This is a genomic window from Streptococcus sp. SGI.013, from assembly GCF_050315295.1.
Taxonomy (GTDB): domain Bacteria; phylum Bacillota; class Bacilli; order Lactobacillales; family Streptococcaceae; genus Streptococcus; species Streptococcus porcorum.
Map to the genome: position 1 here is coordinate 62,815 of NZ_JBNPOS010000003.1, position 25,591 is coordinate 88,405.

Here is a 25,591-nt window from a genome sequence, read left to right on the forward strand (position 1 = left end):
AGGGATGAGGGATTAAAAAAATCTTCAAAAATCGTCATTTTTTTCATTAAAATACTTGACAAATCGCTTGTTATACTACATATAACAAGCCTTGACTTTACAGCCAAGGCTTTCTAAAAGTTTTTTAATATGGAGAAAAAGAATGTCTAAGAAAACAAAAGTTTTATCAGGTTTAGCTCTTGTTGCAGGGACGATCGCAATCAGCGCTAATACTCAAGCAGAAGAGGTAACAGCACAAGTTACCACTGAAACACCTGTGACAACCGCTCAGGAAGCAACTGAGACCAAGGTGACGACAGAGGCCTTAGCGCAAGCCTCAGAGGTGGCGACAAGCACACAAGCAAATGCAGACAGTCAAGCAAGTGTGGTAGCGACAGCTTCATCAGAAGTTACCTCGCAATCAGCGGTGGTGTCTTCTCTTACCTCAGAAGTGGCAAAAGCCAATGTGACAGAGCAAGATTTGAGCAATGCTCAAGCTACTATTGAGAGCGCACAAGGACAGGTAACGGCAACCTCAGAAGCCTTAAAAACCGCTCAAGAGACAGAGACGACTGCACAAGATAAAGTTTCAACCCAAGCAAGCCTAGTCGCTGATGCCCAAACGAAGGCTAGCGAGACGGCTAGTGCGGTGGCTGAGGCTCAGTCTAAGGTTGATGCTTTGAGTAGTTCTACGGACACTACGGCTCTTGAACAGAACGTTGCCGACCTTACAACTAAGGTAGCTAGCGACAAGGATGCGGTATCTTCTGCCCAGTCAGCTCTTGAGTCGGCTAAAGACGGCACTGTTTTGAAAAATAACCAAGAACAAGCAAAAGTTGCAGTAGATGATGCTAAGTCTAGTTTAGCAACTGCTGAGATTGAAGCTATATCCAAAGGTTCTGTTGTTTCTTCTGCTCAAGGTTCTTTATCTACCGCTCAGGCAAATAAAAATAATGCTGATGTAAGAGTATCTTCTAGTCAATCTGCTCTTAACTCAGCAAATAATGACTTTGCTAACTTAATGGCATCTACTCCAGCCCCTCAAAATATGTCCTATTTTAATCAGGCTGACCCACGTTGGAGTTCTATGTACTTTGGTACTTCTACTATGGGGTTATCAGGGTGTGTGCCTGCATCTGTAGCTAACGTTATCACAAGTTTAACTGGCAGAACTGTTCTACCTACAGAAGTAGCAAGCTACCTTTACAACAATACAAATGAATTTAATAAAACTGGGGTAGGAGCTTCATCTACTGGTGTTTATTTAGCATTACAAAACTGGGGGTTAACTCCTACCAACTTAGCTAATGTATCTGAGGTTGAAACTGCTCTTAAACAAGGACATACTTTGCTGGTAGCAGTGGAAAAAGACAAATTCACACCGTATGGGGGTACGCATGAGCTTGTCTTGAAGGGGTATTCAAACGGTTCTACTTACGCTTATGACCCTTATACAAGAGCTAATATTGGATGGTATCCTGTACGAAACTTGTGGGCTGAGCAAAGTACAGACCCTATGGATACTAAAGGTTTAGTATCGACTTTCATCAAAGTAACTACTAACACAATGAATCAAAAAGAGACTGCCATTAAAACTGCACAAACTTCTTTAAACCAAGCTAGGTCAGAGCAAACTGTTGCAGCAACTAATTTGTCTCAGGCTCAGGCATCTTATGATACTGCTCTTTCTGGTTACAACGAGGCACAAACAGTGGTTTCTAAGGCTAAAGCAGAATTACAAAATGCTGAGAATAACTTATCTTCACTAATGAGTAGTTTTGTAGATTTAACCCCTTACGAACAAGTCCTTACCGAAGCTCAAGCAACCCTATCTCAAGACGAGCAAGCTTTGCAGTCTGCTAAGGAAACCCTTGCTCTAGCTAAGGCTAGTGCTACTGACAAGGCTATTGCTCTCTCTAAGGCTCAGGCAATCCTTACTTCTGCAAAAGAGGCTGATGCTTTGGCTCAATCAACTTTAGCTGAGGCTCAGGCTACTCTAGTGCAATTAAAAGCAGAACTCAGTCAAGCTCAAAGTGCTACCGCAGATGCTAAAACAGCTTACACCAATGCTCAAGCTACTCTTGAGACAGCCAAAGCTCAACTAGAGGCTATGAAAACAGCTCAAGCTAACTTGCCAAGTCTAGTGGAACAACTCACTCAAGCACAGGCTAAGTTAGAAGAGTTAGAGGCGCTCTTAGCTACAGAAGAGGAAAATCTAGCAGACCTAGAAGCTATCGCAGATGAAGCCCTTGCTATCTATGAAGCTCTGCTTGCTCAGTACCAAACACAAGAAGCACAAGCTCAACACGATGCCATCATCAAAAACGGTGGTCAACCAGTAGCTATCAAGGATGAAAATGGCGTTATTGTTGCTTATGTTGACGGCAGAGCGGACGAGAAACAAGCTATCCAAACAGCTTACAACAAAGCTGTCACTAAGCAAGTCTCAGCTAAAGTCCTAAAAGAAAAACCACAAGCAAACTACCAAGCCAAATCAGCTAGCCTGCCAAACACAGGAGACGACCAAACTGCTATCTTCTCACTGATGGGACTAGCTATGCTAGGACTTGCAGGCGTGGGAGCAAAACGTCGATTTTACTAAGCAGTGGTTGAAAAATATACCGTTAATGTAGATGAGATAACTAGAAAAGAGGAGATAGATGATTGATGCAGTAAGTCTTTTTTCAGAAGTTCGTGAGATGTATCAACGATATCAAGAAGGTAAGGTTGCTAAGGAGCTTTATGAAAAGCAGATCCTTTGGTTCAAACGTCAGATATTTTTAAATTGTTTGGAAGATATCGAGGCCTATGTGAAAGAAAATGAGGAGTTGATGTATTTATATGCCTCTTATCAAGATAGTCTTGATTGGGATATGATAGAGCGTGATCCATACCTCTTTAAGTTTCTTCCTTATTTTTTTATTAAAGAATACCTAGATTTTCTGGCTTATGAAGATCCTTATGAAGTAGCAGAGCCAGTCATGAATTTTTTAAACCGGACATTTGAGAATTTTGGACAGGTTGTCGATAAGGCAAGTGAGACTTTAGGTTCATCAGATATTATAGATTATTATGATAAGATGATTGTAAAGATTCATGAGTGGAAGATGTACTACCGTGATTATTGTACTGGTAGGGCAGTTGCTGATGATACGATGACCTATAAAACAGGGTATTTCGCAACTTATATCGAAGACTTGCATGAAGAGGTTACGGAAACATCTCAATAAGCTAAAGTTCCTTTGATTGACGTTTTAATCAAAGGAGAAGTTCCACACTATACTTATCCTAAAACTTAGTATCCTTATCTCTCGAAGAGCTAGCATATCTTTTTCATAAATCTCCTAACTTCCCTTACATTTGTGAGGGGAGTTTTTTTGTCATTTAGCGGTAAGTAAAAAAAGATCAGGCAGGAACTGAAAGCCCTACCTGATCAGGAGATTTATGAAAAAGAAAAGTTTATTAGGATGTTTATAGTATAGGCTGTTTAGTTTAAGTTAGTCTTAAAGGAAATGATTAATTGCATACGAATGACAAAAAAAGAAATCACTTTCTTCTATTTTGGTCTTCTCCTAAAATATGGTAAAATAAAGGTCAGAATAATATGAGGAAAAGCCATGTCAGACTTATTTAAAAAATTGATGGAACAGATTGAAATGCCGCTGGATCTTAGGGAATCAGAGGCTTTTTCATCTGCAGAGATTGAAGAGGTTAAGGTGAATCCTAAGACACGAGTTTGGGATTTTCATTTTCGTTTTGACACTATTTTGCCCATTGCGCTTTATAGAGAGTTGCGTCAGCGGTTGGTGGAGACTTTTGAGCAGGCTGAGATCAAGGCGGAGTTTTCTATTAAGGCAAATCGTATAGATTTTTCAGATGAGTTGCTTCAAAGTTACTATCAAGAGGCTTTTACTCTTCCACTTTGTGAGGTCGCTAGCTTTAAGAGCTCCTTTAGTCAGCTGAAGGTTCATTTTGATGGGGAAAAAATCATCATTGCTGCACCCCAGTTTGTTAACAATGCGCATTTTAAGAAAAATCATCTGCCAAAACTTGTCCAACAGTTTGACCAGTTTGGCTTTGGGAGCGTCAGCTTTTTGATGGAGTCAGACCAAGAGATGACCGAGCAGTTGAAGGATGATTTTGTCTCAACAAGAGAGAGTCGCTTACAAGAGGCGGTAGATCAGGCCCTAGAAGCTCAGAAATCACTAGAGGCTTCTATGCCACCGCAAGAGGAGAAGCCTAGCCCAAGCTTTAACTATAAAGAGCAGGCACAGGCACGTCAGGCAGGCTTTGAAAAGGCAGAGATCACACCTATGATTGAGGTGGAGATGGAGGAGAATCGTATTGTCTTTGAGGGCATGGTCTTTGATGTTGAAAAGAAAACCACGCGGACAGGTCGCCATATCATCAACTTTAAGATGACTGACTATACTTCAAGCTTTGCCATGCAAAAGTGGGCAAAAGATGATGAAGAGCTGAAGAAGTATGACATGATTGCCAAAGGTGCTTGGTTGCGGGTTAGAGGAAATATTGAAAACAATCCCTTTACCAAGACCTTGACCATGAACGTGCAAGATGTCAAAGAGATTGTCCACTATGATCGTAAGGACCTGATGCCTGAGGATCAAAAGCGTGTGGAATTTCACGCCCATACCAATATGTCCACCATGGATGCTCTACCGACTGTTGAGGACTTGATTGCACGTGCAGCGAGTTGGGGACATCCAGCCATTGCCATCACCGATCATGGCAATGTTCAGTCTTTCCCACATGGTTATCATGCAGCTAAAAAGGCAGGGATCAAGGCCCTCTTTGGTTTAGAAGCTAATATTGTTGAGGATCGTGTCCCTATTACTTATAATGAGGTTGATTTGGACTTGCATGAGGCGACCTATGTGGTGTTTGACGTGGAAACGACAGGTCTTTCTGCCATGCACAATCAGTTGATTCAGATTGCAGCATCAAAGATGTATAAGGGGAATATCGTTGAGCAATTTGATGAGTTTATTGATCCAGGGCACCCTCTGAGTCAGTTTACAACCGAGTTGACAGGGATCACCGATCAGCATGTCAAGGGCTCAAAGCCTATTGAACAGGTGTTGGCAGAGTTTCAGAGCTTTTGTCAAGATACTGTACTGGTGGCCCACAATGCGACCTTTGACGTTGGTTTCATGGATGCCAACTATGAGCGTTATGGTCTGCCTAAGATTAGTCAGCCTGTGATTGACACCCTTGAGTTTGCAAGAAACCTATATCCGGAGTATAAGCGACATGGTTTGGGGCCTTTGACCAAACGCTTTGGGGTATCCTTGGAACATCACCACATGGCAAACTACGATGCCGAAGCGACAGGACGTTTGCTTTTTATCTTTTTAAAAGAAGCAAGAGAACAACGTGGTCTGACCAATCTTTTATCGCTGAATACTGATTTGGTGGCTGAGGATTCTTATAAAAAAGCACGAGTTAAACATGCGACCATCTATGTTCAAAATCAGGTTGGTTTAAAAAATATCTTCAAGCTTGTCAGTCTGTCTAACGTGAAATACTTTGAAGGCGTGGCACGAATCCCTCGGACAGTTCTAGATGCGCACCGAGAGGGTCTGATTTTAGGGACAGCTTGTGCTGATGGAGAAGTTTTTGATGCGGTGCTATCTAAAGGAGTCGAAGAAGCCATCCAAGTGGCTAAGTATTATGATTTTATTGAAATCATGCCACCAGCCCTTTATGCTCCTCTTATCGCTAAAGAGCAGGTCGCCGATGAAGAAGCGATTCAAAACATTATCCGTGATCTGATTACGGTCGCTAAGATGCTCGATAAGCCTGTTCTAGCGACAGGTAATGTCCATTATCTTGATCCTGAAGAAGAAATCTATCGTGAGATTATCGTGCGTAGTCTGGGACAAGGGGCGATGATTAACCGTACCATTGGACGAGGAGAAGATGCTCAACCTGCTCCTTTGCCTAAAGCACATTTTAGAACAACCAATGAAATGTTAGATGAGTTTGCCTTTTTAGGAAAAGAGTTAGCCTATGAGGTGGTGGTGACCAATCCCAATGCCATGCTTGAGCGTTTTGATGAGGTTGAAGTGGTTAAGGGCGACCTTTACACGCCTTATATTGAAAAAGCAGAAGAAACGGTCGCTGAGTTGACCTATCAAAAAGCCTTTGAGATTTATGGCAATCCTTTACCTGATATTATTGATTTAAGGATTGAAAAAGAGCTGACCTCTATCTTGGGGAATGGCTTTGCCGTGATCTATCTGGCATCGCAGATGCTGGTGAATCGCTCAAACGAACGGGGTTATCTGGTGGGATCTCGTGGTTCGGTTGGCTCAAGTTTTGTGGCAACCATGATTGGCATCACAGAGGTTAACCCCATGCCACCGCACTATGTCTGTCCTAACTGTCAGGCATCAGAGTTTATTACAGATGGCTCCTACGGATCAGGGTTTGACTTACCCAATAAAGACTGTCCGAGCTGTGGGACTCTTTATAAAAAAGATGGTCAAGATATTCCCTTTGAAACCTTCCTTGGTTTTGATGGGGACAAGGTACCTGATATTGACTTGAACTTTTCAGGGGATGATCAACCTTCTGCCCATTTGGATGTTCGAGATATTTTTGGGGCAGAGTATGCCTTTCGTGCAGGGACAGTTGGTACGGTCGCTGAAAAAACGGCTTATGGCTTTGTTAAAGGCTATGAACGTGATTATGGTAAGTTTTACCGTGATGCTGAGATTGATCGTCTGGCTATGGGAGCTGCGGGGGTTAAGCGTACTACAGGTCAGCACCCAGGGGGGATTGTTGTTATTCCAAACTATATGGATGTCTATGATTTTACCCCTGTTCAATACCCAGCTGATGACTTGTCAGCAGAGTGGCAGACAACCCACTTTAACTTCCACGATATTGATGAAAACGTCTTGAAGCTCGATATTCTGGGACATGATGATCCGACCATGATTCGGAAATTACAGGATTTGTCAGGAATTGATCCTAAAGATATTCCAGCTGATGATCCTGGGGTGATGCAGCTCTTTTCTGGCACAGAGGTTTTAGGGGTCACACCAGAGCAAATTGGCACTTCAACAGGGATGCTGGGGATTCCAGAGTTTGGGACGAACTTTGTTCGTGGAATGGTGGATGAGACACATCCTACTACCTTTGCGGAGCTTTTGCAGTTATCAGGCTTGTCACACGGTACAGATGTTTGGTTAGGAAATGCACAGGATTTGATTAAGCAAGGGATTGCCAACCTGTCAACCGTTATCGGTTGTCGTGATGATATTATGGTTTATTTGATGCACGCAGGTCTCCCACCTAAGATGGCTTTTAACATCATGGAGCGCGTGCGAAAAGGCTTGTGGTTGAAAATCTCTGAAGAAGAGCGTGATGGTTATATCCAAGCCATGCGAGATAATCATGTGCCAGACTGGTACATCGAGTCTTGTGGAAAAATCAAGTATATGTTCCCCAAAGCCCATGCGGCAGCTTATGTGATGATGGCCTTACGCGTGGCCTACTTCAAAGTTCATCATCCGATTTATTATTATTGTGCTTATTTCTCCATTCGTGCCAAAGCCTTTGATCTCAAAACCATGAGTGGCGGTCTTGAAGCCGTCAAAGCTAAGATGGCAGAAATTGCTGAGAAAAAGAAAAATAACGAAGCTTCAAATGTCGAGCAAGACCTCTATACCACGCTTGAGCTTGTTAATGAAATGCTAGAGAGAGGGTACGAGTTTGGGAAGTTAGACCTTTATAAGAGCCATGCCACAGAGTTTCAAATTGAGGACAAGACCCTTATCCCACCGTTTGTAGCTATGGATGGTTTAGGGGAGAACGTTGCGAAACAATTGGTCAAAGCAAGAAGTGAAGGTGAGTTCTTATCAAAAACCGAACTCAGAAAACGTGGTGGTCTCTCAAGTACCCTTGTCGAAAAAATGTCAGATATGGGCATTCTAGGCAACATGCCAGAAGACAACCAACTCAGCCTCTTTGATGACTTCTTTTAAACATAAGATACTAAGAGCATAGAAAGTCAAAGAGAAAATCTATCACTTTCTCAGGGCTTGTAGCAGACATTCGATGAGATAAGTTACTTATTTGCACTAAATCAAATGGTTTAAAAAGCATAGCACTTGAAATAAAGTGTTATGCTTTTTATTTATCAGATCACAATATTAAATTGTATCCGAATACATGTGGATAAAATAAATCTAAAAGCACAAAATCATTGGACATATTATAAAACTTAGTATAAAATGATGGGGAAAGTAAAAGGAGGAGTGTTTATGAGAAGAGAAAAGAAATTTAGGCATCATTTGAAACGGTCAGCTAAATTATCTAGATGGGCTGTTTTAGGATTAGCGACTGTCGCTGTTGGTGGACTTAATGTGAGCCTTGCTAAAGCAGAGGAAGTCTCTCAGCCGACTGTATCTTCAACGAGTACAACAACTGATTCTGCACCTGTAGCAGCACCAGTTGAGGGAGTTTCAACCACTGTTGCTGATAATGGAGCTGTTCCTAGTTCTGGATCTGAGACCACTGTGACTGAGACAAGTCCAGTAGAAACAGAAACAGTTGTAACCAATGTGGAAAAAGAGGTGACCTTACAGACCAATGCGGAAGTAATCAATCATTTTAACAATGAGATTGATCAAGCTACTTGGAGCAAGGTTGACCCTGCTACTAGTGCCAACGAAGCCGTCGTTAGTGTAGAGGTGGATCGTAATAATACTAACTTTACGGTGAATGCGCATAAAACATCTGAATCTGATGACCCACTTTTTTCAAACTTTGTGACCACTGAAACCAAAGAAACACCTTACACTTATTCGTATTTGGATGGTTCGTCTAGTACATCTGAATACGGTGTAACACAAACAGGCAGTTCAGGTGAAGGCAGTTTTGTTGCAGTAGGTGAGGAACATGTGAATCGTGATTATTATAGCGCGAAAAACACGAGTGGCACAGCTTTAATCAAATCTACGATTTTAACAACTAATCCACTAGCCCCTAATCTACAAATTGAAGAAGTTGCTAGTTTGACAACATCTGGTAACATTATTCACCGCACAACCTTTACTAATAAGAGCGATTTAACTTACGCCAAACAACAGTACTATGTTTTACTAGATACAATGTTAAATGCCAACGATGATATTAACCTTTATTCTGATGGTAGTGGAGGTGCGTACTTCTCTGATCGAGAAACATTTTTATCTACCCGTATGTTGTCAGATGGCACTTCTTATGCATTAAACTGGAGAAATCGAGGTAGTGTTTTGGGTCAACAGGTTAAAGGTGCTAATTTACCAGCAGATCGTCGTATGACAAGCAGCGTTGACTCTGCTATTCGTTATTTAACACCTGCTGTAAGTTTGACTCCAAATCAAAGTATTAGTCTATGGTATTTAGAGTCTATCTATACACCAGAGGAAGTGGAAGCTATTATTGCAAGTGGGGGATCTTTAAATACCATTAGTCAAAAATTTAATGAAGTTGTCATTAAAGAGATTCCTAAAGAAACACCATCACAAGATCAGCCAGCTGTTGAAGAAGGAGTGGCTCAGACCCCTACTCCTGAAAGACCTTTGGTCCGTGAAGACCTTGTTCTTGAAGAAAAAGGTCATACAGAACCGCAACAAGTGACTTCTCTAACAAGTCTTAAAAAATCTGAGAAAAAAGTTCAGACACTTGGTTCACCATCTCAATCAACTAACTTGGTTGCATCAAACAAAGAAAAACAATTGCCAAAAACAGGTGAAGATCAGTCTTCGGCTTTAGGAGTATTGGGCTTGGCCTTGCTAAGTGTTCTTGGTTTTGGACAATTACGTCGTAAAAATCATTAATTTCAAAAGCAATAGCTAAGAGAGGTAGCGTAAAAAAGTTTAGCACCATTTCTCAATGTAGTGGTTGATTGGTGCTGAGAGTCTAGTGCCCTATTATAAGATAGAGATATCAACGAGTTCCCCTAACTGACGTGGTTGGAAGTAAGGGGAACTCGTTTTTTTCTAGAAGAAAAATAATAGTCAAAAGGATTGACAAATATTTTTAAAAGATGCAATATTACTACATAGTATTTTTAATCACTAATTAGTACAAAAAAGAAAGAGGAAATCCTATGTCAAACTTTACAGATTTACAAGAAAAACGCCGTTCTATCTATGCACTTGGTAAAGACCTACCAGTGTCAAATGAAGAAGTAGTAGCTATTGTTGAGAAAGCAATGAAAGAATCTCCATCAGCTTTCAACTCACAATCAAGCCGTGCCGTTGTACTTTTCGGTGCTGAGTCAGACGCTTTCTGGAATGAAATTGCTTACAGCGAATTGGAAAAAGTAACTCCTGCAGAAGCTTTTGAAGCGACAAAAGAACGCTTGGCTGGCTTTGCAGCTGGTGCTGGTACTATTCTCTTCTTTGAGGATCAAGCCGTTGTTGAAGGGCTTCAAGCGAACTTCCCACTCTACGCTGAAAATTTCCCAATCTGGTCTGAGCAAGCACATGGTATCAATTTATACGCTGTATGGTTGGCATTTGCTGAGAAAAATATTGGTATGAACGTCCAACACTACAATCCATTGGTAGATGCACAAGTTGCTGAAAAATACGGTATTCCAGCCAACTGGAAACTCCGTGCCCAAGCACCATTCGGTAGCATCGCAGCTCCAGCAGCAGAAAAAGAATATATGGCAGATTCCGATCGCGTTAAAGTTTTTGGGAACTAACTCGCTCTTTAACAGGAATAAAAATGAAAAGCAAGCTGAATTCAGTTTGCTTTTTCTTGTAATTAATACTAATTAGTGGTAATATAAATGATATAATAGAAGAGAATAGCAAGAGAAAAAAGGAGGATGTCATGGGAGAGGAATTGGACAAGAATTTATCCGTCAAAACGATGGTTGTCTTGCGTAAAGCGATGAGAAGTATTGATAGTCAGGTTTATTCAGAATTTAAAGATTATGGTATTACGCCTACTCAATTTGGTGTTTTAGATGTGCTTTACACTAAGGGAGAGATGAAAATCTGTCGTTTAATTGATAGCATGTTGGCGACATCAGGAAATATGACAGTGGTGATTAAAAATATGGAACGTCATGGATGGATCTATCGTCAGGTTTCACCAGATGATCGTAGGGCGTCTGTTGTAGGATTGACAGAGACTGGTCGAGATTTGATTGAGACTATCTTACCTCAGCATATTGCTAGTGTTAATCAAGTTTTTGCCCATTTGACAGATGAGGAAAAGTCAAGTTTGATTACGATTTTAAAAAAATTTAAAAAATCTGAAGCAAAATAGTTTACAAAACCTTATTCGAGCTATATACTACTATATAGTAATATTATAAAAAGAAATGAGAGACAAACAGATGAAAAAAGTACTATTTATTGTTGGTTCACTTCGTGAGGGATCATTCAACCACCAAATGGCAAAAGAAGCTGAAAAAGCTTTAGCAGGAAAAGCGCAAGTGAGCTATTTGAACTATAAGGAAGTGCCTTTGTTTAACCAAGATTTAGAAACACCTGTTTTACCAGCTGTTCAAGCAGCGCGTGATGCAGTGGTAGAAGCAGATGCCATTTGGATTTTTTCTCCAATCTACAACTTTGCTATTCCAGGTGTTGTGAAAAACTTATTAGACTGGTTGAGCCGCGCTCTTGATCTTTCAGATACAACAGGAGCATCAGCACTTCAAGATAAAATTGTTACAGTATCATCTGTAGCTAATGGTGGACATGATCAATTGTTTGCAGCTTATCAAGCCCTTCTTCCATTTATCCGTACTCAAGTGGTCGGTGACTTTACCGCTAGCCGTGTTAATGATGAAGCTTGGGCAACAGGTGAGTTGACATTGTCAGCTGATGTGATTGAAAGCTTAGAAAAACAAGCATTGGCAGTGATTGAAGCATAATCTTCTCTTATTAAAAAAAACTAGGTGGACGACCTAGTTTTTTTGATTTACCAAATCCCTAGTAACCATTGGACCAAAAGATCCATACAGATTATAGCTAGCCAGCAAAAAGCGCCAAGAATGATGGCTGTTGACCCCGTTTTAAGAAGTTTGGGGAAATTGGTTTTCACTCCAATGGCCACCATAGCAACAACAATAAAAAATTTAGAGAGGGTCTTGAGGGAATCAAAAAGTGTTAACTCAAAACCTAGGGCACTTAATAAACTGGTTGTAAGAGAAGCTAAGATAAAATAAAGAAGAAAATTCGGAAATGCGTTCTTGAGCTGAAATTTTCCTTGGTAGCCTTGATTTTTTCTTTGTTTTAACAAGGCCAATCCAAAGGTGATAGGGATAATGGCAAGAGTTCGTGTTAGTTTGACAATAGTGGCAGCTTCCAAAGTGTGACTATGATGAAGGCTATCCCAAGCGCTAGCTGTGGCTGTGACAGATGAGGTATCATTGACAGCTGTTCCAGCAAAGATGGCAAACCCTTCGTGAGAGAGGTTTAGGGCTTGCCCAAGACTTGGAAAAAGCAGAGCGGCCAAGATGTTAAAAAGGAAGATGACAGAAATAGCTTGAGCCACCTCTTCTTCATCTGCTTCAATGACAGGAGCCGTTGCAGCAATGGCAGACCCTCCACAGATAGATGAGCCAACTCCAATGAGTGTGGCAAGGTGGGAGTTGATTTTATTGGTTTTAAAAAAGAGATAAGCGACACCTAAGGCAGTGAGAATAGTTGTCAAAATAATGGGGAGTGAGCTGATACCAACTGTTAAAATATGTTGAAGATTGAGTCCAAATCCTAATAAAACCACTGCTAATTGCAAAATGATTTTAGAAGAAAAAGCGATGCCCTCTTTTAGCTGATCCTGTTTTGTTAGAAAAGGGCTAGCTCCCATTCCAATAAAAATCGCAAAAACAGGCCCTCCTATCAAAGGAAAAACCTGACCTAACATCCAAGCTGGGAGAGCTAAGAGAAGACAAGATAAAAATCCTGGAAGTTTTCTGATCATAAAAATAGTACCTGTTAGTTTATTTGTCAGTCTAGGAGGGTTAATCTTGTTTAGATTTAACAAAGTTGATATATTTGTCTCCAAAGCTTTCAATTTGTTGAAGAACTAGCTTAAATTCTTGACCGATCTCGCTTAATTCATACTCCACTTTTGGTGGAACTTGCGCATAGACCTTACGCGTAATTAAGCCATCGTCTTCTAATTGACGTAATTGCTTGGTCAAGGTTGCTTGGGAAATCCCTGTTAATCGACGGTGCAATTCATTAAAACGAATCGGCCCTTCTTCGATGTGGTGCAAAAGTAGCATACTCCATTTCCCTGATAAAACACTTTGAGTGGCCACATAAGGACACTCTGGAACAGTATGTGATGTAAAAGTTGGCATCATTTCTCCTTTATTTAACGTGATACTATCCAAAAAGATAGTGACTAGTCTAAAAAAACGTACTTGTATTAGTTGTTGTACTTATTACAATAATACCATAAACTGCAAAAGCAGAAAAGAAGAATGGAGAAAAGATATGGCAAATAAACACCCTAAAACTGCCCTTATGGTTATTGATGTGCAAGAATTTCTAATTGGACTCAATCCTTATCACGCTCAAGATTATTTAAATCAACTTGAGACTTTTATCCATCAAACGCGTGAAGCAGGCATTGAAGTGATCTATGTTCGTCACAATGATGGCAATATGAAAAATGGTACACCTGAATGGCAAGTTCACCATCAGATTGCACCACAAAATGATGAAAAAATCATTGATAAAACATTTGCAAGTAGCTTTAAGGACACAGACCTCAAAGACTATCTGGACCAGCAAGGCATTGAGCAACTGGTAATAACTGGGATGCAGACAGAATACTGCGTGGACACCACTCTTCGTGTAGCCTTTGAGCATGGTTATAAGATCATTGTGCCAGAAGGCTTGACGAATACCTTTGACACAGAAACGGTATCTGCACCAACCATCCGTAAACACCATGAAACAGTATGGGGCAATGCCTTTGCGCAAGTAGTCCAAGTTGAAGCCGTGCTATCCAATCTAAAAGGAGAATAAGGTGCAACTAGAACTTCGGTTCTAGTTTTTTTGTTTGAAAAATTAAACTAAATTTTGCCTTGATATGAAACAATTCTTTAGAAAAAGATACTGGCTTTTCAAAAAAATCGTACTTGTAAAAAACAATGTATCGACTATACTAGTTGTATATTAAACATTAGGAAGGAATTTCATATGAAACTCTATTACATCATAGATGCTTATTGCGGTTGGACCTACGGGTTTAACCATATTTTCACAACATTTATGCAACACCATCCTGACCTAGAGATAGAAGTCATTAACGGAGGCTTGTTTGTCGGAGATAATAAAAAGAAAATGGCTGATTTTAAGCAAGCACAGACCATCAACAAACAAATCGAAACCTATTACCAAATGACTTTTGGTGAAGCTTATAATCAATTGTTTAAGGATAAGGACTTTACCATGGACTCCCTTGGTCCCGCTAGAGCCTACTCCGTTTTGAAAAACTATGTTGAACCACACAAGCTTGCTCAGCTGACATTGGATATTCAAACATTGTTTTTCGAACATGGGCTAGATCTCAGTCAAGCAGATAGTTATGCCAGCATCATCGACACTTATCAGTTACCCCAAAAAGCTATGGAAGACTTGTCAAGTACCTTGAAACAAGCAGAAAATCTACATCCAGACTTTATCAAAGCTTATGAAATGGAGATTTCCTCATTCCCAACCTTGTTACTTGAAAAAGACGGAAAATTCTTTAATCTGATTCATCAAGTTCGTACAGTAGATGACTTAGAAAAAAACTTCCAAGTAGCTTGCAACCTATTCAGTTGATGAAAATATCAGAAAGAATGTATTTCAGTTAAAAATATTCGTTCAAATTACCTATCTTAGCACAATACTTCATAAAAAGATACTAGCTTTACTAAAATTAAGTACTTGTTTTTTAAGATGTAACTTCTATAATAAGTATATGAATAATTCATGATGTTTATACATTTTATTTAATTAAGAAAGTCAGGTATTTCCATGTATAATTCCCAATTTGAACTGGGCCATGTTGCCCTCAATGTCCGTAATTTAGAACTCCAAAGCCTGTTTTACCAACAAGTCTTGGGTCTCCAAGTTCTCTCCCAAAGCCCCAACCAGATTGACCTTGGTGTTGGAAAAACCACCCTTTTCCGCCTGATTCAGACCGAGCAGAAAGGCGAAGTTAGCCAAAGCTACGGTCTCTACCACTTGGCTATTGTCCTACCTAGCCGTGAGGACTTGGGCACCATTTTCCGTCACTTTATCGACAATAAGATTCCCCTCCAAGGCGCCAGCGACCACGGTTACAGCGAAGCCATTTACCTAGCCGACACCGAAGGCAATGGCATCGAAGTTTACCGTGACCTGCCACAAGATGCATGGGATGTTCGAGCTGACGGTCAAATTGTTGGAAAATCTGAGCCAATGGATGCTGAAACGATTTATGCTTTAGGGAAAAAAGCTGACGCAGCCTATCAGATGCCTGCTGGTAGTCGTATGGGCCATGTCCATCTATCTGTCCGAGAAAGCGCTGCTTCTAGCAAATTTTACCAAGAAGTTCTAGCTGTCAGAGATAATTTCACCGTTCCATCTGCCTCTTGGTTGGCTTCTGGTAACTACCACCACCACCTTGCCGTCAATGAATGGGGAGGGAAAAATCTAACCAAGCGTGAGGAAGGGATGCCAGGATTAGCTTACTATACTATTTATTATAGTGATTTCTCCCATTTTCACGAGGTGATTAAAAGAGCTCAAGTAGCTGGTCTTGATCTTCACTTGTCCAGCCACAAAGTGGCTTTTGTCGATGTTGATGGGATTAAGACAAGGCTGGTTTTACATAAAAATAGCGATTAGATTTTTCTAATCGCTATTTATTATCGTTAGTTTAGGCCATTTTTTCTGCCAATCTTTCTTTTGAAGCCGTTTGTTAAATAAGGCTAGGCGTTCAGAATCTTGGCTAAAGTGAGGAGTAGGACTTAAAATAAAGTGTGTAACATCCTCTAACCCATAAGGGGCAAAAAGTTCCAATTGACCAGCTGTCAGGCGTAGTGCTAGGGCAGTTGCTTTTTCAGGATATTTTGAAATAGCATCACGAGCACTAGTATAGGGCTTGGTGTTAGGGTTATGGTGATGCATATAGACCTGATTTTTCAATTCCCAATGGTAATGAGGGTAGCGCTTGATGAGGTTTTGCTCAAGACATAAGGTATCCTCATAAGATAGGTCAGGGTCAAAAAAGACAACATCCAAATCTGTTTCTTGATCAAAGAGGGGTTTTTGATCAAGATGGTTCCAAATAGCATTTCGAATGCTACCAGCTGCTAGCCAGCAGTCCTTGAGTTGAAGAGATTCGATGATGTTTAAAATAGTCATGAAATCAGAATCAGATGCTATGAGATTTAGAAGATCTAATTGTGTCATGACGCTCCTTTATTTAGTCAATTAAAAGCAGACCATCTTCAACCTTGAAAGGTTCTTTTTCATTGATACGATCGTAGAACATGATACCATTGATATGATCGATTTCATGTTGGACCACAATTGAGTTATAACCTTTTAATTTAATGCGTTGTTTTTCACCATTTTTATCAACATACTCCACGGTCACACGTGAATGGCGGATGACGTAACCTTCAACTGGGCGATCAACTGACAAGCAACCTTCTCCATCTGAAAGCGCAGCATTTTGAACAGAATGCGAGACAATCTTAGGATTATACATGATTTCCTGTAAGCTGTAAGCCTCAGCAGGAGGATTTCCCTCTTCGTCTTCTAGGTTAGGGACTAAAACAGCGATAATGCGTTTAGAAATATCTAGCTGGGGAGCTGCCAAGCCAACTCCTCCACGTAATCCCATCTTTTCAGCCATAACAGGATCTTGAGAATGTTTTAAAAATTGCATCATTTTTTCACCTAAAATGATATCCTCATCACTAAGTGGTAGGCTCACTTCTTTTGCCACCGCACGAAGTGTTGGATTGCCTTCACGGATGATATCATTCATATCGATAAGATGACTAGCTTTGGTAAGTTTTTTTATAACAGACATGTGTTTCTCCTTGTTCATTTCTTATTCAGTTTATCACAAAATAGGGGATAAAGAAAGGGTGAGCCACTAAGCATGGATTTGCCATTTTTCTAAGCGTTTTCGGTCGTTGATGCAGTAGCGATTGTTTTCCTTACGAAGTGCCCCGTCGGTAATGAGTTCTTTTAGAACTCTCAGAAAATGGCGGTAGCTAACACCAAAAGAATCTGCTAGGGTAGCTAGTGGTAGAGTAAAGGGTTTATCTTCCTCAAGCGTGAGAATATAGCTGGCCAAACGCTCTTTTAAGGTGTAAGAGAGGTTGGTAGAAGTTTTGGTGTTTTGCTCATGCAAGGCGTTAGCTAGGCCCTTAGCTAATCTTAGTAGAAAGCTTGGATCAGATAAAAGGACCTCTTTTTGTTGATTTAAAGAAAGAGAGAGCATGAGTCCTTTGGTTTCAGCGATGACAGATGAGGAGGCTGTTTGGTTGGTTAGAAGTTCAATATCTCCGATAATGGTTGGAGGGTTTTTGATATCCAAGATATAGTCTTTTCCATTTGCTAACTTTTTAACGATTTTAATGCGTCCTGTTAAGACGTAAGAAATAGTGGTTAGCTCTTCATCTTGATGACAGAGGTAGTCGGATTTGGAAAATTCTTTTAGGATAAGGTGAGGAAAGTAGTGTTTGGGAAATAGGGTTTCTACTTGAAACTCTTTTAATAGTTTTTCAATTTCTTTCATGTTATCTCCTCAAATGTGACAGATGTCATAGGTGATGTTTCTACTATTGATTATACTGAATATAGTAGAAAAAACAAGTTTAGGAGTTTGTATGAAACAATTGCTAGAGAAGATTAGCCTTCTCTCCTTATCGTTTATGTTGGTTTCCACCTTTGCGGTTTCACCTGCTCTTCCTAAGATGCTAGAGTATTATCAGGGATTGGGCTATACAGCGGGTCAGGTTAGTTTTTTATTTTCAGTGTCTTCTTTTGCGATTTTATCGGTATTGTTGTTGATGCCTAGCTTGAGTAAATCTTTATCAGATAAGTTTATCATCATCTTAGGCTTAGTGCTAGTAACTGCGGGAGGGACGTTACCAGTTTTTTCTCAATCCTATGGTATGGTCTTTTTAGGGAGATTGGTTCTTGGGTTGGGGATTGGTTTCATTAATGCTAAAGCCATCAATTTGATTAGTGAGCGCTTTTCTGGTAGAGAAAGGGTGAAAATGTTAGGAATAAGGGGGGCGACAGAGGTATTGGGTTCTGCCGTTTTAACCTACCTAGCAGGAATGCTAGCAGAACATGATTGGCCTTTAGCATATTTGATTTATAGTTTTGCTTTAGCCGTTTTGATCTTATATCTAAGTTTTGTGCCTAAACAAAAGACTACGCAAGTGCTAGAACAGACAGTACAGAGACCGCGTTTTTCAGGGCATCAACGTTTGTACCTTCTTGCTATGGCATCTTATGCGGGTTTTGTGATTTTAATTAATAGTGTCAGCGTATTGCGGATTCCTTTAGTTGTGAGTCAGTTTCATCTAGGCAGCAGTCGTCAAGCTAGTCTGGTATTAAGTTTGATGATGTTGATGGGGATTGCAGCAGGAATGTTGTTTAGTTATTTATCGGTGTATTTTAAAGATTATTTGATGCCTTTTGTTTTGTTAGTGTTGAGTCTAGGTTTATATATCATGTGGCAGTCAACGACAATTTGGCTTTTGGGTTTAGGGGCTTTAGTAGTCGGTTTCATCTATACTACAGGAGTTGTGTCAGTTTTTCAAAACATCTCTGAAGACCTGCCTCAACCTCAGTTGACCTTAGCTACCACAGGGGTTTTGTTGGGGTGCAATCTTGGCGGTGGTCTGTCTGCTTTAGTAGATCACTATTTAGCTCAATTTTCTAAGGATCCTCGAATTAGTTTTGCCTACCTTTTGTTTTTAAGTGCGAGTTTTTCTTTAGTGAGCTATGTGATGGTGGCTTTAAAGCATCGGAGAAAATCAGTTGACAAAAAATAGATAGTTTTGATACAATTACAGATGTCTAAAAGACATACCAACTTTTTCTTGGTTTTAGGCTAGCCAAACCCTAAAACTCGGATTAAGCAATAAAAGGAGAAATATCATGGCAATCTCAAAAGAGAAAAAAAATGAAATCATTGCACAATATGCACGTCACGAAGGTGATACTGGTTCAGTTGAAGTTCAAGTAGCAGTATTGACTTGGGAAATCAACCACCTTAACGATCACATTAAACAACATAAAAAAGACCACGCAACTTACCGTGGTTTGATGAAAAAAATCGGTCACCGTCGTAACTTGTTAGCATACCTACGTCGTACAGATGTTAACCGTTACCGTGAATTGATTAGCTCACTTGGATTACGTCGTTAATCAAATGAAAATCACTAAAAGTCTGACAATTCTTGTCAGGCTTTTAGTTTGTCTAAAATCTAGAATGTTCTGTATGATGGAGATCAATAAACCATTTTATCATGCCATCAAACTTTAAGTAATGTTAAAGATATGGTATAATTTCTAAAAATAGATCTCATTGAGAGAATATTTTTTCAAGGAAAGGATTGACATGACAGTCTATAATATTAATCGAGGAATCGGTTGGGCAAGTAGTGGTGTGGAATACGCTCAAGCTTACCGTGCTAATGTCTTTAGAAATCTCAATATTCCAGCTAAATTTGTCTTTACAGATTTTTTTGCTCAGGAAAACTTATCTGATTTAACCCGCAATATTGGTTTTAAGGATGAGGAAATTATTTGGCTTTATGGTTTTTTTACAGACATAAAAGTAGCTCCAACAACTTTTACTTTAGCAGATTTAGAAGCTAAATATCATGGAGAATTAAGTCGCAAAGAAAGACAGGGAAAGATTGTTCGCTTTTTCTATGAAAAACAGGATGTTTTTTTGACAGCCTATCTCTGTAAAGAAGAGGATGATCGCGTACATCGTGTGGAGTTTGTATCACGCGGAAATTTAATTCGAAAAGATTTTTATTCTTATACAAAGATGTTCACAGAGTATTATACTCCTCGTGATAAAAGAGCTCATCTTTATCAACGTCGTTTTTTTAATGAAGATGGTTCAGTAGCATATGATGAAATCATTGACGGTAAAAATAGTGTTTTTCGCATGGCGGATGCTATCTTGAACTCCAAAGAGGAGTTTATTGCTTACTTTATGAAAAACCTAGCGTTGACATCTGATGATGTAGTGATTTTGGATCGTGCAACAGAGACAGGACAGGGTGTTTTTCGCTATAGTAAACCAGCCAAACTCGGTGTAGTTGTCCATGCAGAGCATTTTAGTGAAAATGCGGTTACTGATAGAACGATTTTATGGAACAATTACTACGATTACCAATTTACTAACGCAGATAAGGTAGATTTTTTTATAACAGCTACTGAACGTCAAAAAGAGGTCATGTCAGATCAATTTGCTAAGTACAAAGGGTTTATTCCTAATATTGTTACGATTCCTGTAGGGAGCTTAGATACACTTCGCTATCCACAATGTGACAGAACAGCATATAGTATTGTCACTGCATCTCGTTTGGCCTCAGAAAAGCATGTGGATTGGCTAGTGAAAGCTGTCATAGAGGCTAGAAAAGTTATCCCTAAATTGAGTTTTGATATTTATGGTGAGGGTGGAGAGCGAGCTAAAATCCAACGGATTATTGATGAAAGTGAAGCTCAAAGCTATATTCGTTTAAAAGGACATCAGGATCTAACAGATATTTATCAGCAGTACGAATTGTATCTGTCTGCTTCTAAGAGTGAAGGTTTTGGTCTGACTCTTTTAGAGGCTGTTGGATCAGGTCTACCATTGATTGGTTTTGATGTGCGCTATGGGAACCAAACTTTTATATCTGAAGGAAAAAATGGATACTTGTTGCCGACATTTGAAATCGATGAGGAAGTGCATATCGTCAAGGCATTTTCAGAGAGGTTAATCACCTTCTTCCAACGTCAAGATCGTCCAGCCATGCAAGGAGAATCCTACCATATTGCGGAGAATTTTCTGACATCCAAAATTGAAGAACGTTGGGGTCGATTGATTGAGGAGATGACAAAAGGATGATAAATTTATTTGATACATATACACAGGACAGTTGGGATTTACATTACTCCTTATTGGTATCTGGGTACAATAACCCTACTATTGTGATTAATGATGATGGTTTTCTTCCAAATGATGTTACATCACCCTATTTATTTTTCACAGGTTTTGATCCTAGAGCTGAGGAAACCCCTCTATATTTTAACCAAGTTTCAGTTCCAGAGTTTTGGGAAATAAGAGGGAATAATAGTCAAGGTGAAATCTATAACTACGCAGAAAAGAAGGGTCATATTCACTATACCACTCCTAGTCATAAGCGTTTGGTAAAAGCGGTAGACTGGTATGATGATAGGGGGAAAACACGATTAACAGACCGCTATAATAAGCAAGGCTATCGTTTTGCTCAAACAGTATATAATCTTGATGGTCAGGCAGTTTTAACATCTTATTTTAATGCAGATAATCAAGAAGTGTTAGTAGAAAATCATCATACAGGAGATGTGACACTGAATTATAAAAACCAGGTTTATATTTTTAAATCTAGGTCAGAATTTATTGTATTTTATCTAAAAGAAGCACAATTTGAGCTAGACCGCATTTTTTATAATTCTTTATCTACTCCATTTTTGGTGGCCCATCAACTGGGGGGAAGTAGAAAGGATATTCTTTTTTGGCAAGAAGAAATTGGCTCGGACATTCCAGGAAATATGCAGCTTCTTTTAAATAACATTGATAATCAAACTAAAATTATGGTACAAGATAAAGCTATTTACGCCAAAATTTCCTCTCTACTACCAGAAAATCAAGCTCATAAGGTATCTTATTTAGGAGTTATTTATCCTACAACGAGAGAAAATAAAAATAGAAAAGAAGCCTTAATCTTTACAAATTCGGATCAAATTGAACAACTTCCTAAGTTGGTTGCACAATTACCGAATTTACATTTTCATGTTGGGGCCGTTACGGAGATGTCCAGTCGCTTGACAGATTTAGGGAAATATTCAAATGTTACCCTCTATCCTAATATATCAACTGCTATGGTTCAACGATTACAAGATCAATGCGATATCTACTTAGATATTAACCAAGGAAGTGAGATTTTGTCAGCTGTTCGGACAGCCTTTGAAAATAAGATGCTTATTCTAGCTTTTGTAAATACACTTCATCACGCTAAATATGTTGCAAAACAGCATGTATACCTTTCAAGTGCTGTCGACCAACTTATTATGCTTTTAAAAGATGTTTTAGATGGACACCAAACTTTACCTGCCCTAGTTGAGCAGCAGGAAAGTGCTCTATCTATTGCGACAGCTACTGATTATCAAACTTTAATTGGATAGTATTAGAGTTTTGTGATTCCTTTCATCAGGCTTAGGTATAAAATATATTAAACCAAAATCTTTAGTTCATACTTGAGAGTGGAAAAGAACTCGAAATACATAGTTTCGGGTCTCTTTTCTACTCTTTTTTGTGTCTGAGTCTTAATCCCTCTACATTTTTCTGAAAATTATGGTAAAATAGACGAGATACGTGGTTTTATGCAAAGCCGAGTTCAAAAGTAGCTTTGAATTGGTCTTTGTAGAAAACGGACGTATCTGAAATCAAATTGAGGAGAGACAATTTATGTCAAAACAAGTATTTGAAACAAGGTTTGCAGGGAAGCCTTTAGTCGTTGAGATTGGACAAGTGGCCAAGCAAGCTAATGGCTCTGTTCTTGTCCGCTATGGAGAGTCTACGGTACTCACAGCAGCGGTCATGTCTAAAAAGATGGCAACGGGTGATTTTTTCCCACTTCAAGTTAACTATGAAGAAAAGATGTATGCTGCAGGGAAATTTCCAGGTGGCTTCAACAAGCGTGAAGGACGTCCGACAACAGATGCTACCCTGACAGCTCGCTTAATCGACCGTCCTATTCGTCCGCTGTTTGCAGAAGGTTTTCGCAATGAAGTTCAGGTGATTAACACGGTTCTTTCTTACGACGAAAATGCCTCTGCCCCAATGGCAGCCATGTTTGGAAGTTCACTGGCTTTATCTATCTCAGATATTCCCTTTAACGGACCGATTGTAGGTGTGCAAGTGGCTTATGTTGATGGAGATTTTATCATCAATCCAAGCAAGGCTGAACAAGAAGCTTCTGCTTTAGAACTAACAGTAGCAGGTACCAAAGAGGCCATCAACATGGTGGAATCAGGGGCTAAGGAATTGAGTGAAGAGGTTATGCTTGAGGCCCTCTTAAAAGGTCATGAGGCTATTCAAGATTTAATCACCTTCCAAGAAGAAATCGTTAGAGCTGTTGGTAAGGAAAAAGCGGATGTTGAACTTTTGCAAGTTGATGCTGACTTACAAAGAGAGATTGTGGCTCAGTACAATGCTGACCTCCAACAAGCTGTTCAAGTAGAAGAAAAGCTGGCGCGTGAAGCTGCCACTCAGGCTGTCAAAGAGCGTGTGACAGCTGAGTACCAAGAAAAATTTGCTGAGTCAGAAGAGTTTGAGCGTATCATGCGTGATGTTGCAGAAATTCTTGAGCAAATGGAACATGCTGAGGTACGTCGCTTAATCACAGAAGATAAGATTCGTCCTGATGGCCGTCGTGTCGATGAGATCAGACCTTTGGATGCAGAAGTGGATTTCCTTCCTAAAGTTCATGGTTCAGGTCTCTTTACCCGTGGGCAAACTCAGGCTTTATCTGTTTTGACACTTGCTCCGATGGGGGAAACTCAAATTGTAGATGGTCTTGATGACGAGTACAAAAAGCGCTTTATGCATCACTACAACTTCCCACAATATTCTGTTGGTGAGACAGGGCGTTATGGGGCTCCTGGTCGCCGTGAAATTGGTCATGGTGCTCTAGGTGAGCGTGCCCTTGAGCAAGTTTTACCGAGCTTGGAAGAGTTTCCTTATGCCATCCGTTTGGTTGCAGAAGTATTAGAGTCTAACGGTTCATCCTCTCAAGCCTCTATTTGTGCTGGCACCTTGGCTTTGATGGCTGGAGGTGTTCCGATTAAAGCCCCTGTTGCTGGGATTGCAATGGGCTTGATTTCAGATGGTCAAAACTATACGATCCTAACGGATATTCAAGGTCTTGAAGATCATTTTGGTGATATGGACTTTAAAGTAGCGGGAACGCGTGAGGGGATTACAGCCCTTCAAATGGATATCAAGATTGAAGGAATTACACCACAAATCTTAGAAGAAGCCTTAGCTCAAGCTAAGAAAGCCCGTTTTGAAATTTTGGATGTCCTTCATACAGCCATTCCAGAAGTTCGCCCTCAATTGGCACCAACAGCACCAAAAATTGATACCATCAAGATTGATGTAGATAAGATCAAGATTGTTATCGGTAAAGGTGGCGAAACGATTGATAAGATTATTGCTGAAACAGGTGTCAAGATTGATATCGATGAAGAAGGTAATGTCTCAATTTACTCTTCTGATCAAGCAGCTATTGATCGAACTAAAGAGATTATTGCTAACCTTGTGCGTGAAGCTAAGGTTGGTGAAGTTTATGAAGCTAAAGTGGTGCGGATCGAAAAATTCGGAGCCTTTGTCAACTTGTTTGATAAGACGGATGCCCTTGTTCATATTTCAGAGATGGCTTGGAGCCGTATTAATCGTGTTGAGGACCTTGTTGAGATTGGAGATGTGGTCACTGTTAAAGTTATCAAAGTTGACGATAAAGGACGTGTTGATGCTTCAATGAAAGCTCTTTTACCACGTCCACCAAAAGTAGAGAAAAAAGAAGAAAGCCATGACAAATAAATTAAATAAAGAATTTGATCTGCGTTTGCGTGCCTTTATCAATGCACCAGATAACTATTTAGAAAGTATTGGTCTAGTCAATTGTTTCCATGCTTTTCCTGTCCTAGCTAGTAAAGAAGCTTATGCAGTGGAGATTGAGGGCAAGCGTGTGACCCCTGTTTTTACAGATGAGGAAGACTGCCTAGCCTTTCAAGAAAGTCAAGCCAGTGCTAAAAATCAAGAGTGGGTATTACGCTCAGCTCTTGATGTTTTACGTGAGGTGATTGAGTTAGGTTTGGCTGGTTTAGTGTTTAACTTAAAGCAAAGAGGAGATGCTGGTAATTCAACTTTTTTTGCTAGCCATGACATGATTCAGTTTGTAAATAGTTTTACCCTAACCTTGAATCATATTATGGGAGAGAAAAATAAGGCGGCAGATCAGTTAGAGAAATACTATTTGATTCCAGCTTTCATTCATCCAACTGAGGATGGAAGTGAGGATCGTTTGTTTCCAACTATGTCTAATCCAGATGGCGAGAGTTATGTGCCGGTATTTTCAGATTTGATGAGCTTTGCTAAATGGTACAATCAAGACGATTTCGGTGGGAACTTTAGGCAAGCCCAAGGGCGTGTGATGACTTGGAAAATAGCAGATTTGATCCATCCAGAAATGGGTGAAAATGATATTGATGATACCAAGGGCATTGTGATTGATCCTTTTAATGAGGACATGGTGATGCTGACTTGGGAAATGATTAAACAGTAAAGA

21 protein-coding genes are annotated in these 25,591 nt (G+C 39.9%); 16 read left to right on the plus strand and 5 right to left on the minus strand.

Features of this window, described 5'->3' with window-relative positions:
• The first annotated feature begins 142 nt into the window (after nt 1-142).
• From ACQRDX_RS01365 to ACQRDX_RS01395, 7 genes are all read left to right on the plus strand, one after another.
• Complete coding sequence (locus tag ACQRDX_RS01365; protein ID WP_427894856.1) at nt 143-2,581, plus strand: LPXTG cell wall anchor domain-containing protein; 2,439 nt, start codon at nt 143-145, stop codon at nt 2,579-2,581.
• A 58-nt stretch (nt 2,582-2,639) separates the two neighbouring features.
• Nucleotides 2,640-3,209 carry a hypothetical protein gene (locus ACQRDX_RS01370; protein WP_427894858.1) on the plus strand — a complete coding sequence of 190 codons (570 nt, stop codon included), beginning with the start codon at nt 2,640-2,642 and terminating at the stop codon, nt 3,207-3,209.
• A gap of 387 nt (nt 3,210-3,596) precedes the next feature.
• Nucleotides 3,597-7,991 (plus strand): PolC-type DNA polymerase III, encoded by a 4,395-nt coding sequence (locus tag ACQRDX_RS01375; protein ID WP_427894860.1) that lies wholly within the window; start codon nt 3,597-3,599, stop codon nt 7,989-7,991.
• A 279-nt stretch (nt 7,992-8,270) separates the two neighbouring features.
• Nucleotides 8,271-9,830 carry an LPXTG cell wall anchor domain-containing protein gene (locus ACQRDX_RS01380; protein WP_427894862.1) on the plus strand — a complete coding sequence of 520 codons (1,560 nt, stop codon included), beginning with the start codon at nt 8,271-8,273 and terminating at the stop codon, nt 9,828-9,830.
• A gap of 272 nt (nt 9,831-10,102) precedes the next feature.
• On the plus strand, nt 10,103-10,705 hold the full coding sequence (locus tag ACQRDX_RS01385; RefSeq protein ID WP_427894864.1) for a nitroreductase family protein: 603 nt from the start codon (nt 10,103-10,105) through the stop codon (nt 10,703-10,705).
• A 131-nt stretch (nt 10,706-10,836) separates the two neighbouring features.
• On the plus strand, nt 10,837-11,277 hold the full coding sequence (locus ACQRDX_RS01390) for a MarR family winged helix-turn-helix transcriptional regulator (protein WP_427894866.1): 441 nt from the start codon (nt 10,837-10,839) through the stop codon (nt 11,275-11,277).
• A 70-nt stretch (nt 11,278-11,347) separates the two neighbouring features.
• Nucleotides 11,348-11,887 (plus strand): NADPH-dependent FMN reductase, encoded by a 540-nt coding sequence (locus ACQRDX_RS01395; RefSeq protein ID WP_427894868.1) that lies wholly within the window; start codon nt 11,348-11,350, stop codon nt 11,885-11,887.
• A gap of 47 nt (nt 11,888-11,934) precedes the next feature.
• Here the strand turns inward: ACQRDX_RS01395 and ACQRDX_RS01400 are convergent, their stop codons facing one another.
• Nucleotides 11,935-12,939 (minus strand): YeiH family protein, encoded by a 1,005-nt coding sequence (locus tag ACQRDX_RS01400; RefSeq protein WP_427894870.1) that lies wholly within the window; start codon nt 12,937-12,939, stop codon nt 11,935-11,937.
• A gap of 40 nt (nt 12,940-12,979) precedes the next feature.
• Nucleotides 12,980-13,324 carry a winged helix-turn-helix transcriptional regulator gene (locus ACQRDX_RS01405; protein ID WP_354367557.1) on the minus strand — a complete coding sequence of 115 codons (345 nt, stop codon included), beginning with the start codon at nt 13,322-13,324 and terminating at the stop codon, nt 12,980-12,982.
• 136 nt (nt 13,325-13,460) lie between these two features.
• Here ACQRDX_RS01405 and ACQRDX_RS01410 point away from each other — a divergent pair, with 136 nt between their 5' ends.
• The 3 genes from ACQRDX_RS01410 (at nt 13,461) to ACQRDX_RS01420 (ending at nt 15,848) form a co-directional block, all read left to right on the plus strand.
• A complete protein-coding gene (locus ACQRDX_RS01410; protein ID WP_427894872.1) occupies nt 13,461-13,997 on the plus strand; it encodes a cysteine hydrolase family protein in 537 nt (178 codons plus the stop codon).
• 174 nt (nt 13,998-14,171) lie between these two features.
• Nucleotides 14,172-14,798: a thioredoxin gene (locus ACQRDX_RS01415; RefSeq protein WP_427894874.1), complete on the plus strand. Its 627-nt coding sequence runs from the start codon at nt 14,172-14,174 to the stop codon at nt 14,796-14,798.
• Nucleotides 14,799-14,993: 195 nt separating this feature from the next.
• A complete protein-coding gene (locus ACQRDX_RS01420; RefSeq protein WP_427894876.1) occupies nt 14,994-15,848 on the plus strand; it encodes a VOC family protein in 855 nt (284 codons plus the stop codon).
• 6 nt (nt 15,849-15,854) lie between these two features.
• Here the strand turns inward: ACQRDX_RS01420 and ACQRDX_RS01425 are convergent, their stop codons facing one another.
• The 3 genes from ACQRDX_RS01425 to ACQRDX_RS01435 form a co-directional block, all read right to left on the minus strand.
• Nucleotides 15,855-16,415, minus strand: a complete 561-nt coding sequence (locus ACQRDX_RS01425) for a nucleotidyltransferase family protein (RefSeq protein WP_427894878.1) — start codon at nt 16,413-16,415, stop codon at nt 15,855-15,857.
• 13 nt (nt 16,416-16,428) lie between these two features.
• A complete protein-coding gene (def, locus tag ACQRDX_RS01430) occupies nt 16,429-17,043 on the minus strand; it encodes a peptide deformylase (protein ID WP_354367567.1) in 615 nt (204 codons plus the stop codon).
• Between the two features lie 66 nt (nt 17,044-17,109).
• Complete coding sequence (locus ACQRDX_RS01435) at nt 17,110-17,757, minus strand: cyclic nucleotide-binding domain-containing protein (RefSeq protein ID WP_427894880.1); 648 nt, start codon at nt 17,755-17,757, stop codon at nt 17,110-17,112.
• A gap of 91 nt (nt 17,758-17,848) precedes the next feature.
• On the opposite strand from ACQRDX_RS01435, the gene ACQRDX_RS01440 reads away from it, so the two are divergent.
• The 6 genes from ACQRDX_RS01440 (at nt 17,849) to ACQRDX_RS01465 (ending at nt 25,588) form a co-directional block, all read left to right on the plus strand.
• Nucleotides 17,849-19,027 carry an MFS transporter gene (locus ACQRDX_RS01440; RefSeq protein ID WP_427894882.1) on the plus strand — a complete coding sequence of 393 codons (1,179 nt, stop codon included), beginning with the start codon at nt 17,849-17,851 and terminating at the stop codon, nt 19,025-19,027.
• A 106-nt stretch (nt 19,028-19,133) separates the two neighbouring features.
• On the plus strand, nt 19,134-19,403 hold the full coding sequence (rpsO, locus tag ACQRDX_RS01445) for a 30S ribosomal protein S15 (RefSeq protein ID WP_008535715.1): 270 nt from the start codon (nt 19,134-19,136) through the stop codon (nt 19,401-19,403).
• Between the two features lie 193 nt (nt 19,404-19,596).
• Nucleotides 19,597-21,105, plus strand: a complete 1,509-nt coding sequence (gtfA, locus tag ACQRDX_RS01450; protein ID WP_354367573.1) for an accessory Sec system glycosyltransferase GtfA — start codon at nt 19,597-19,599, stop codon at nt 21,103-21,105.
• Nucleotides 21,102-22,424 (plus strand): accessory Sec system glycosylation chaperone GtfB, encoded by a 1,323-nt coding sequence (gtfB, locus tag ACQRDX_RS01455; protein WP_354367575.1) that lies wholly within the window; start codon nt 21,102-21,104, stop codon nt 22,422-22,424. Before gtfA ends, gtfB begins: the two co-directional genes overlap by 4 nt.
• Before the next feature lie 283 nt (nt 22,425-22,707).
• On the plus strand, nt 22,708-24,843 hold the full coding sequence (gene pnp, locus ACQRDX_RS01460) for a polyribonucleotide nucleotidyltransferase (protein WP_427894886.1): 2,136 nt from the start codon (nt 22,708-22,710) through the stop codon (nt 24,841-24,843).
• Entirely contained in the window at nt 24,833-25,588 is a 756-nt protein-coding gene (locus tag ACQRDX_RS01465; RefSeq protein WP_354367579.1) for an SseB family protein, read from the plus strand. Before pnp ends, ACQRDX_RS01465 begins: the two co-directional genes overlap by 11 nt.
• Nucleotides 25,589-25,591: the final 3 nt, after the last annotated feature.

Bases quoted from the DNA above. Each gene is read 5' to 3' on its own strand.
- ACQRDX_RS01415 (WP_427894874.1), top strand. From the start codon at position 14,172: ATGAAACTCTATTACATCATAGATGCTTATTGCGGTTGGACCTACGGG.
- ACQRDX_RS01395 (WP_427894868.1), top strand. From the start codon at position 11,348: ATGAAAAAAGTACTATTTATTGTTGGTTCACTTCGTGAGGGATCATTC.
- ACQRDX_RS01440 (WP_427894882.1), top strand. From the start codon at position 17,849: ATGAAACAATTGCTAGAGAAGATTAGCCTTCTCTCCTTATCGTTTATG.
- gtfA (WP_354367573.1), top strand. From the start codon at position 19,597: ATGACAGTCTATAATATTAATCGAGGAATCGGTTGGGCAAGTAGTGGT.
- ACQRDX_RS01400 (WP_427894870.1), bottom strand. From the start codon at position 12,939: ATGATCAGAAAACTTCCAGGATTTTTATCTTGTCTTCTCTTAGCTCTC.
- ACQRDX_RS01405 (WP_354367557.1), bottom strand. From the start codon at position 13,324: ATGCCAACTTTTACATCACATACTGTTCCAGAGTGTCCTTATGTGGCC.
- ACQRDX_RS01365 (WP_427894856.1), top strand. From the start codon at position 143: ATGTCTAAGAAAACAAAAGTTTTATCAGGTTTAGCTCTTGTTGCAGGG.
- ACQRDX_RS01370 (WP_427894858.1), top strand. From the start codon at position 2,640: ATGATTGATGCAGTAAGTCTTTTTTCAGAAGTTCGTGAGATGTATCAA.
- ACQRDX_RS01435 (WP_427894880.1), bottom strand. From the start codon at position 17,757: ATGAAAGAAATTGAAAAACTATTAAAAGAGTTTCAAGTAGAAACCCTA.
- ACQRDX_RS01425 (WP_427894878.1), bottom strand. From the start codon at position 16,415: ATGACACAATTAGATCTTCTAAATCTCATAGCATCTGATTCTGATTTC.
- ACQRDX_RS01410 (WP_427894872.1), top strand. From the start codon at position 13,461: ATGGCAAATAAACACCCTAAAACTGCCCTTATGGTTATTGATGTGCAA.
- ACQRDX_RS01380 (WP_427894862.1), top strand. From the start codon at position 8,271: ATGAGAAGAGAAAAGAAATTTAGGCATCATTTGAAACGGTCAGCTAAA.
- ACQRDX_RS01385 (WP_427894864.1), top strand. From the start codon at position 10,103: ATGTCAAACTTTACAGATTTACAAGAAAAACGCCGTTCTATCTATGCA.
- gtfB (WP_354367575.1), top strand. From the start codon at position 21,102: ATGATAAATTTATTTGATACATATACACAGGACAGTTGGGATTTACAT.
- ACQRDX_RS01375 (WP_427894860.1), top strand. From the start codon at position 3,597: ATGTCAGACTTATTTAAAAAATTGATGGAACAGATTGAAATGCCGCTG.
- ACQRDX_RS01420 (WP_427894876.1), top strand. From the start codon at position 14,994: ATGTATAATTCCCAATTTGAACTGGGCCATGTTGCCCTCAATGTCCGT.
- pnp (WP_427894886.1), top strand. From the start codon at position 22,708: ATGTCAAAACAAGTATTTGAAACAAGGTTTGCAGGGAAGCCTTTAGTC.
- ACQRDX_RS01465 (WP_354367579.1), top strand. From the start codon at position 24,833: ATGACAAATAAATTAAATAAAGAATTTGATCTGCGTTTGCGTGCCTTT.
- rpsO (WP_008535715.1), top strand. From the start codon at position 19,134: ATGGCAATCTCAAAAGAGAAAAAAAATGAAATCATTGCACAATATGCA.
- ACQRDX_RS01390 (WP_427894866.1), top strand. From the start codon at position 10,837: ATGGGAGAGGAATTGGACAAGAATTTATCCGTCAAAACGATGGTTGTC.
- def (WP_354367567.1), bottom strand. From the start codon at position 17,043: ATGTCTGTTATAAAAAAACTTACCAAAGCTAGTCATCTTATCGATATG.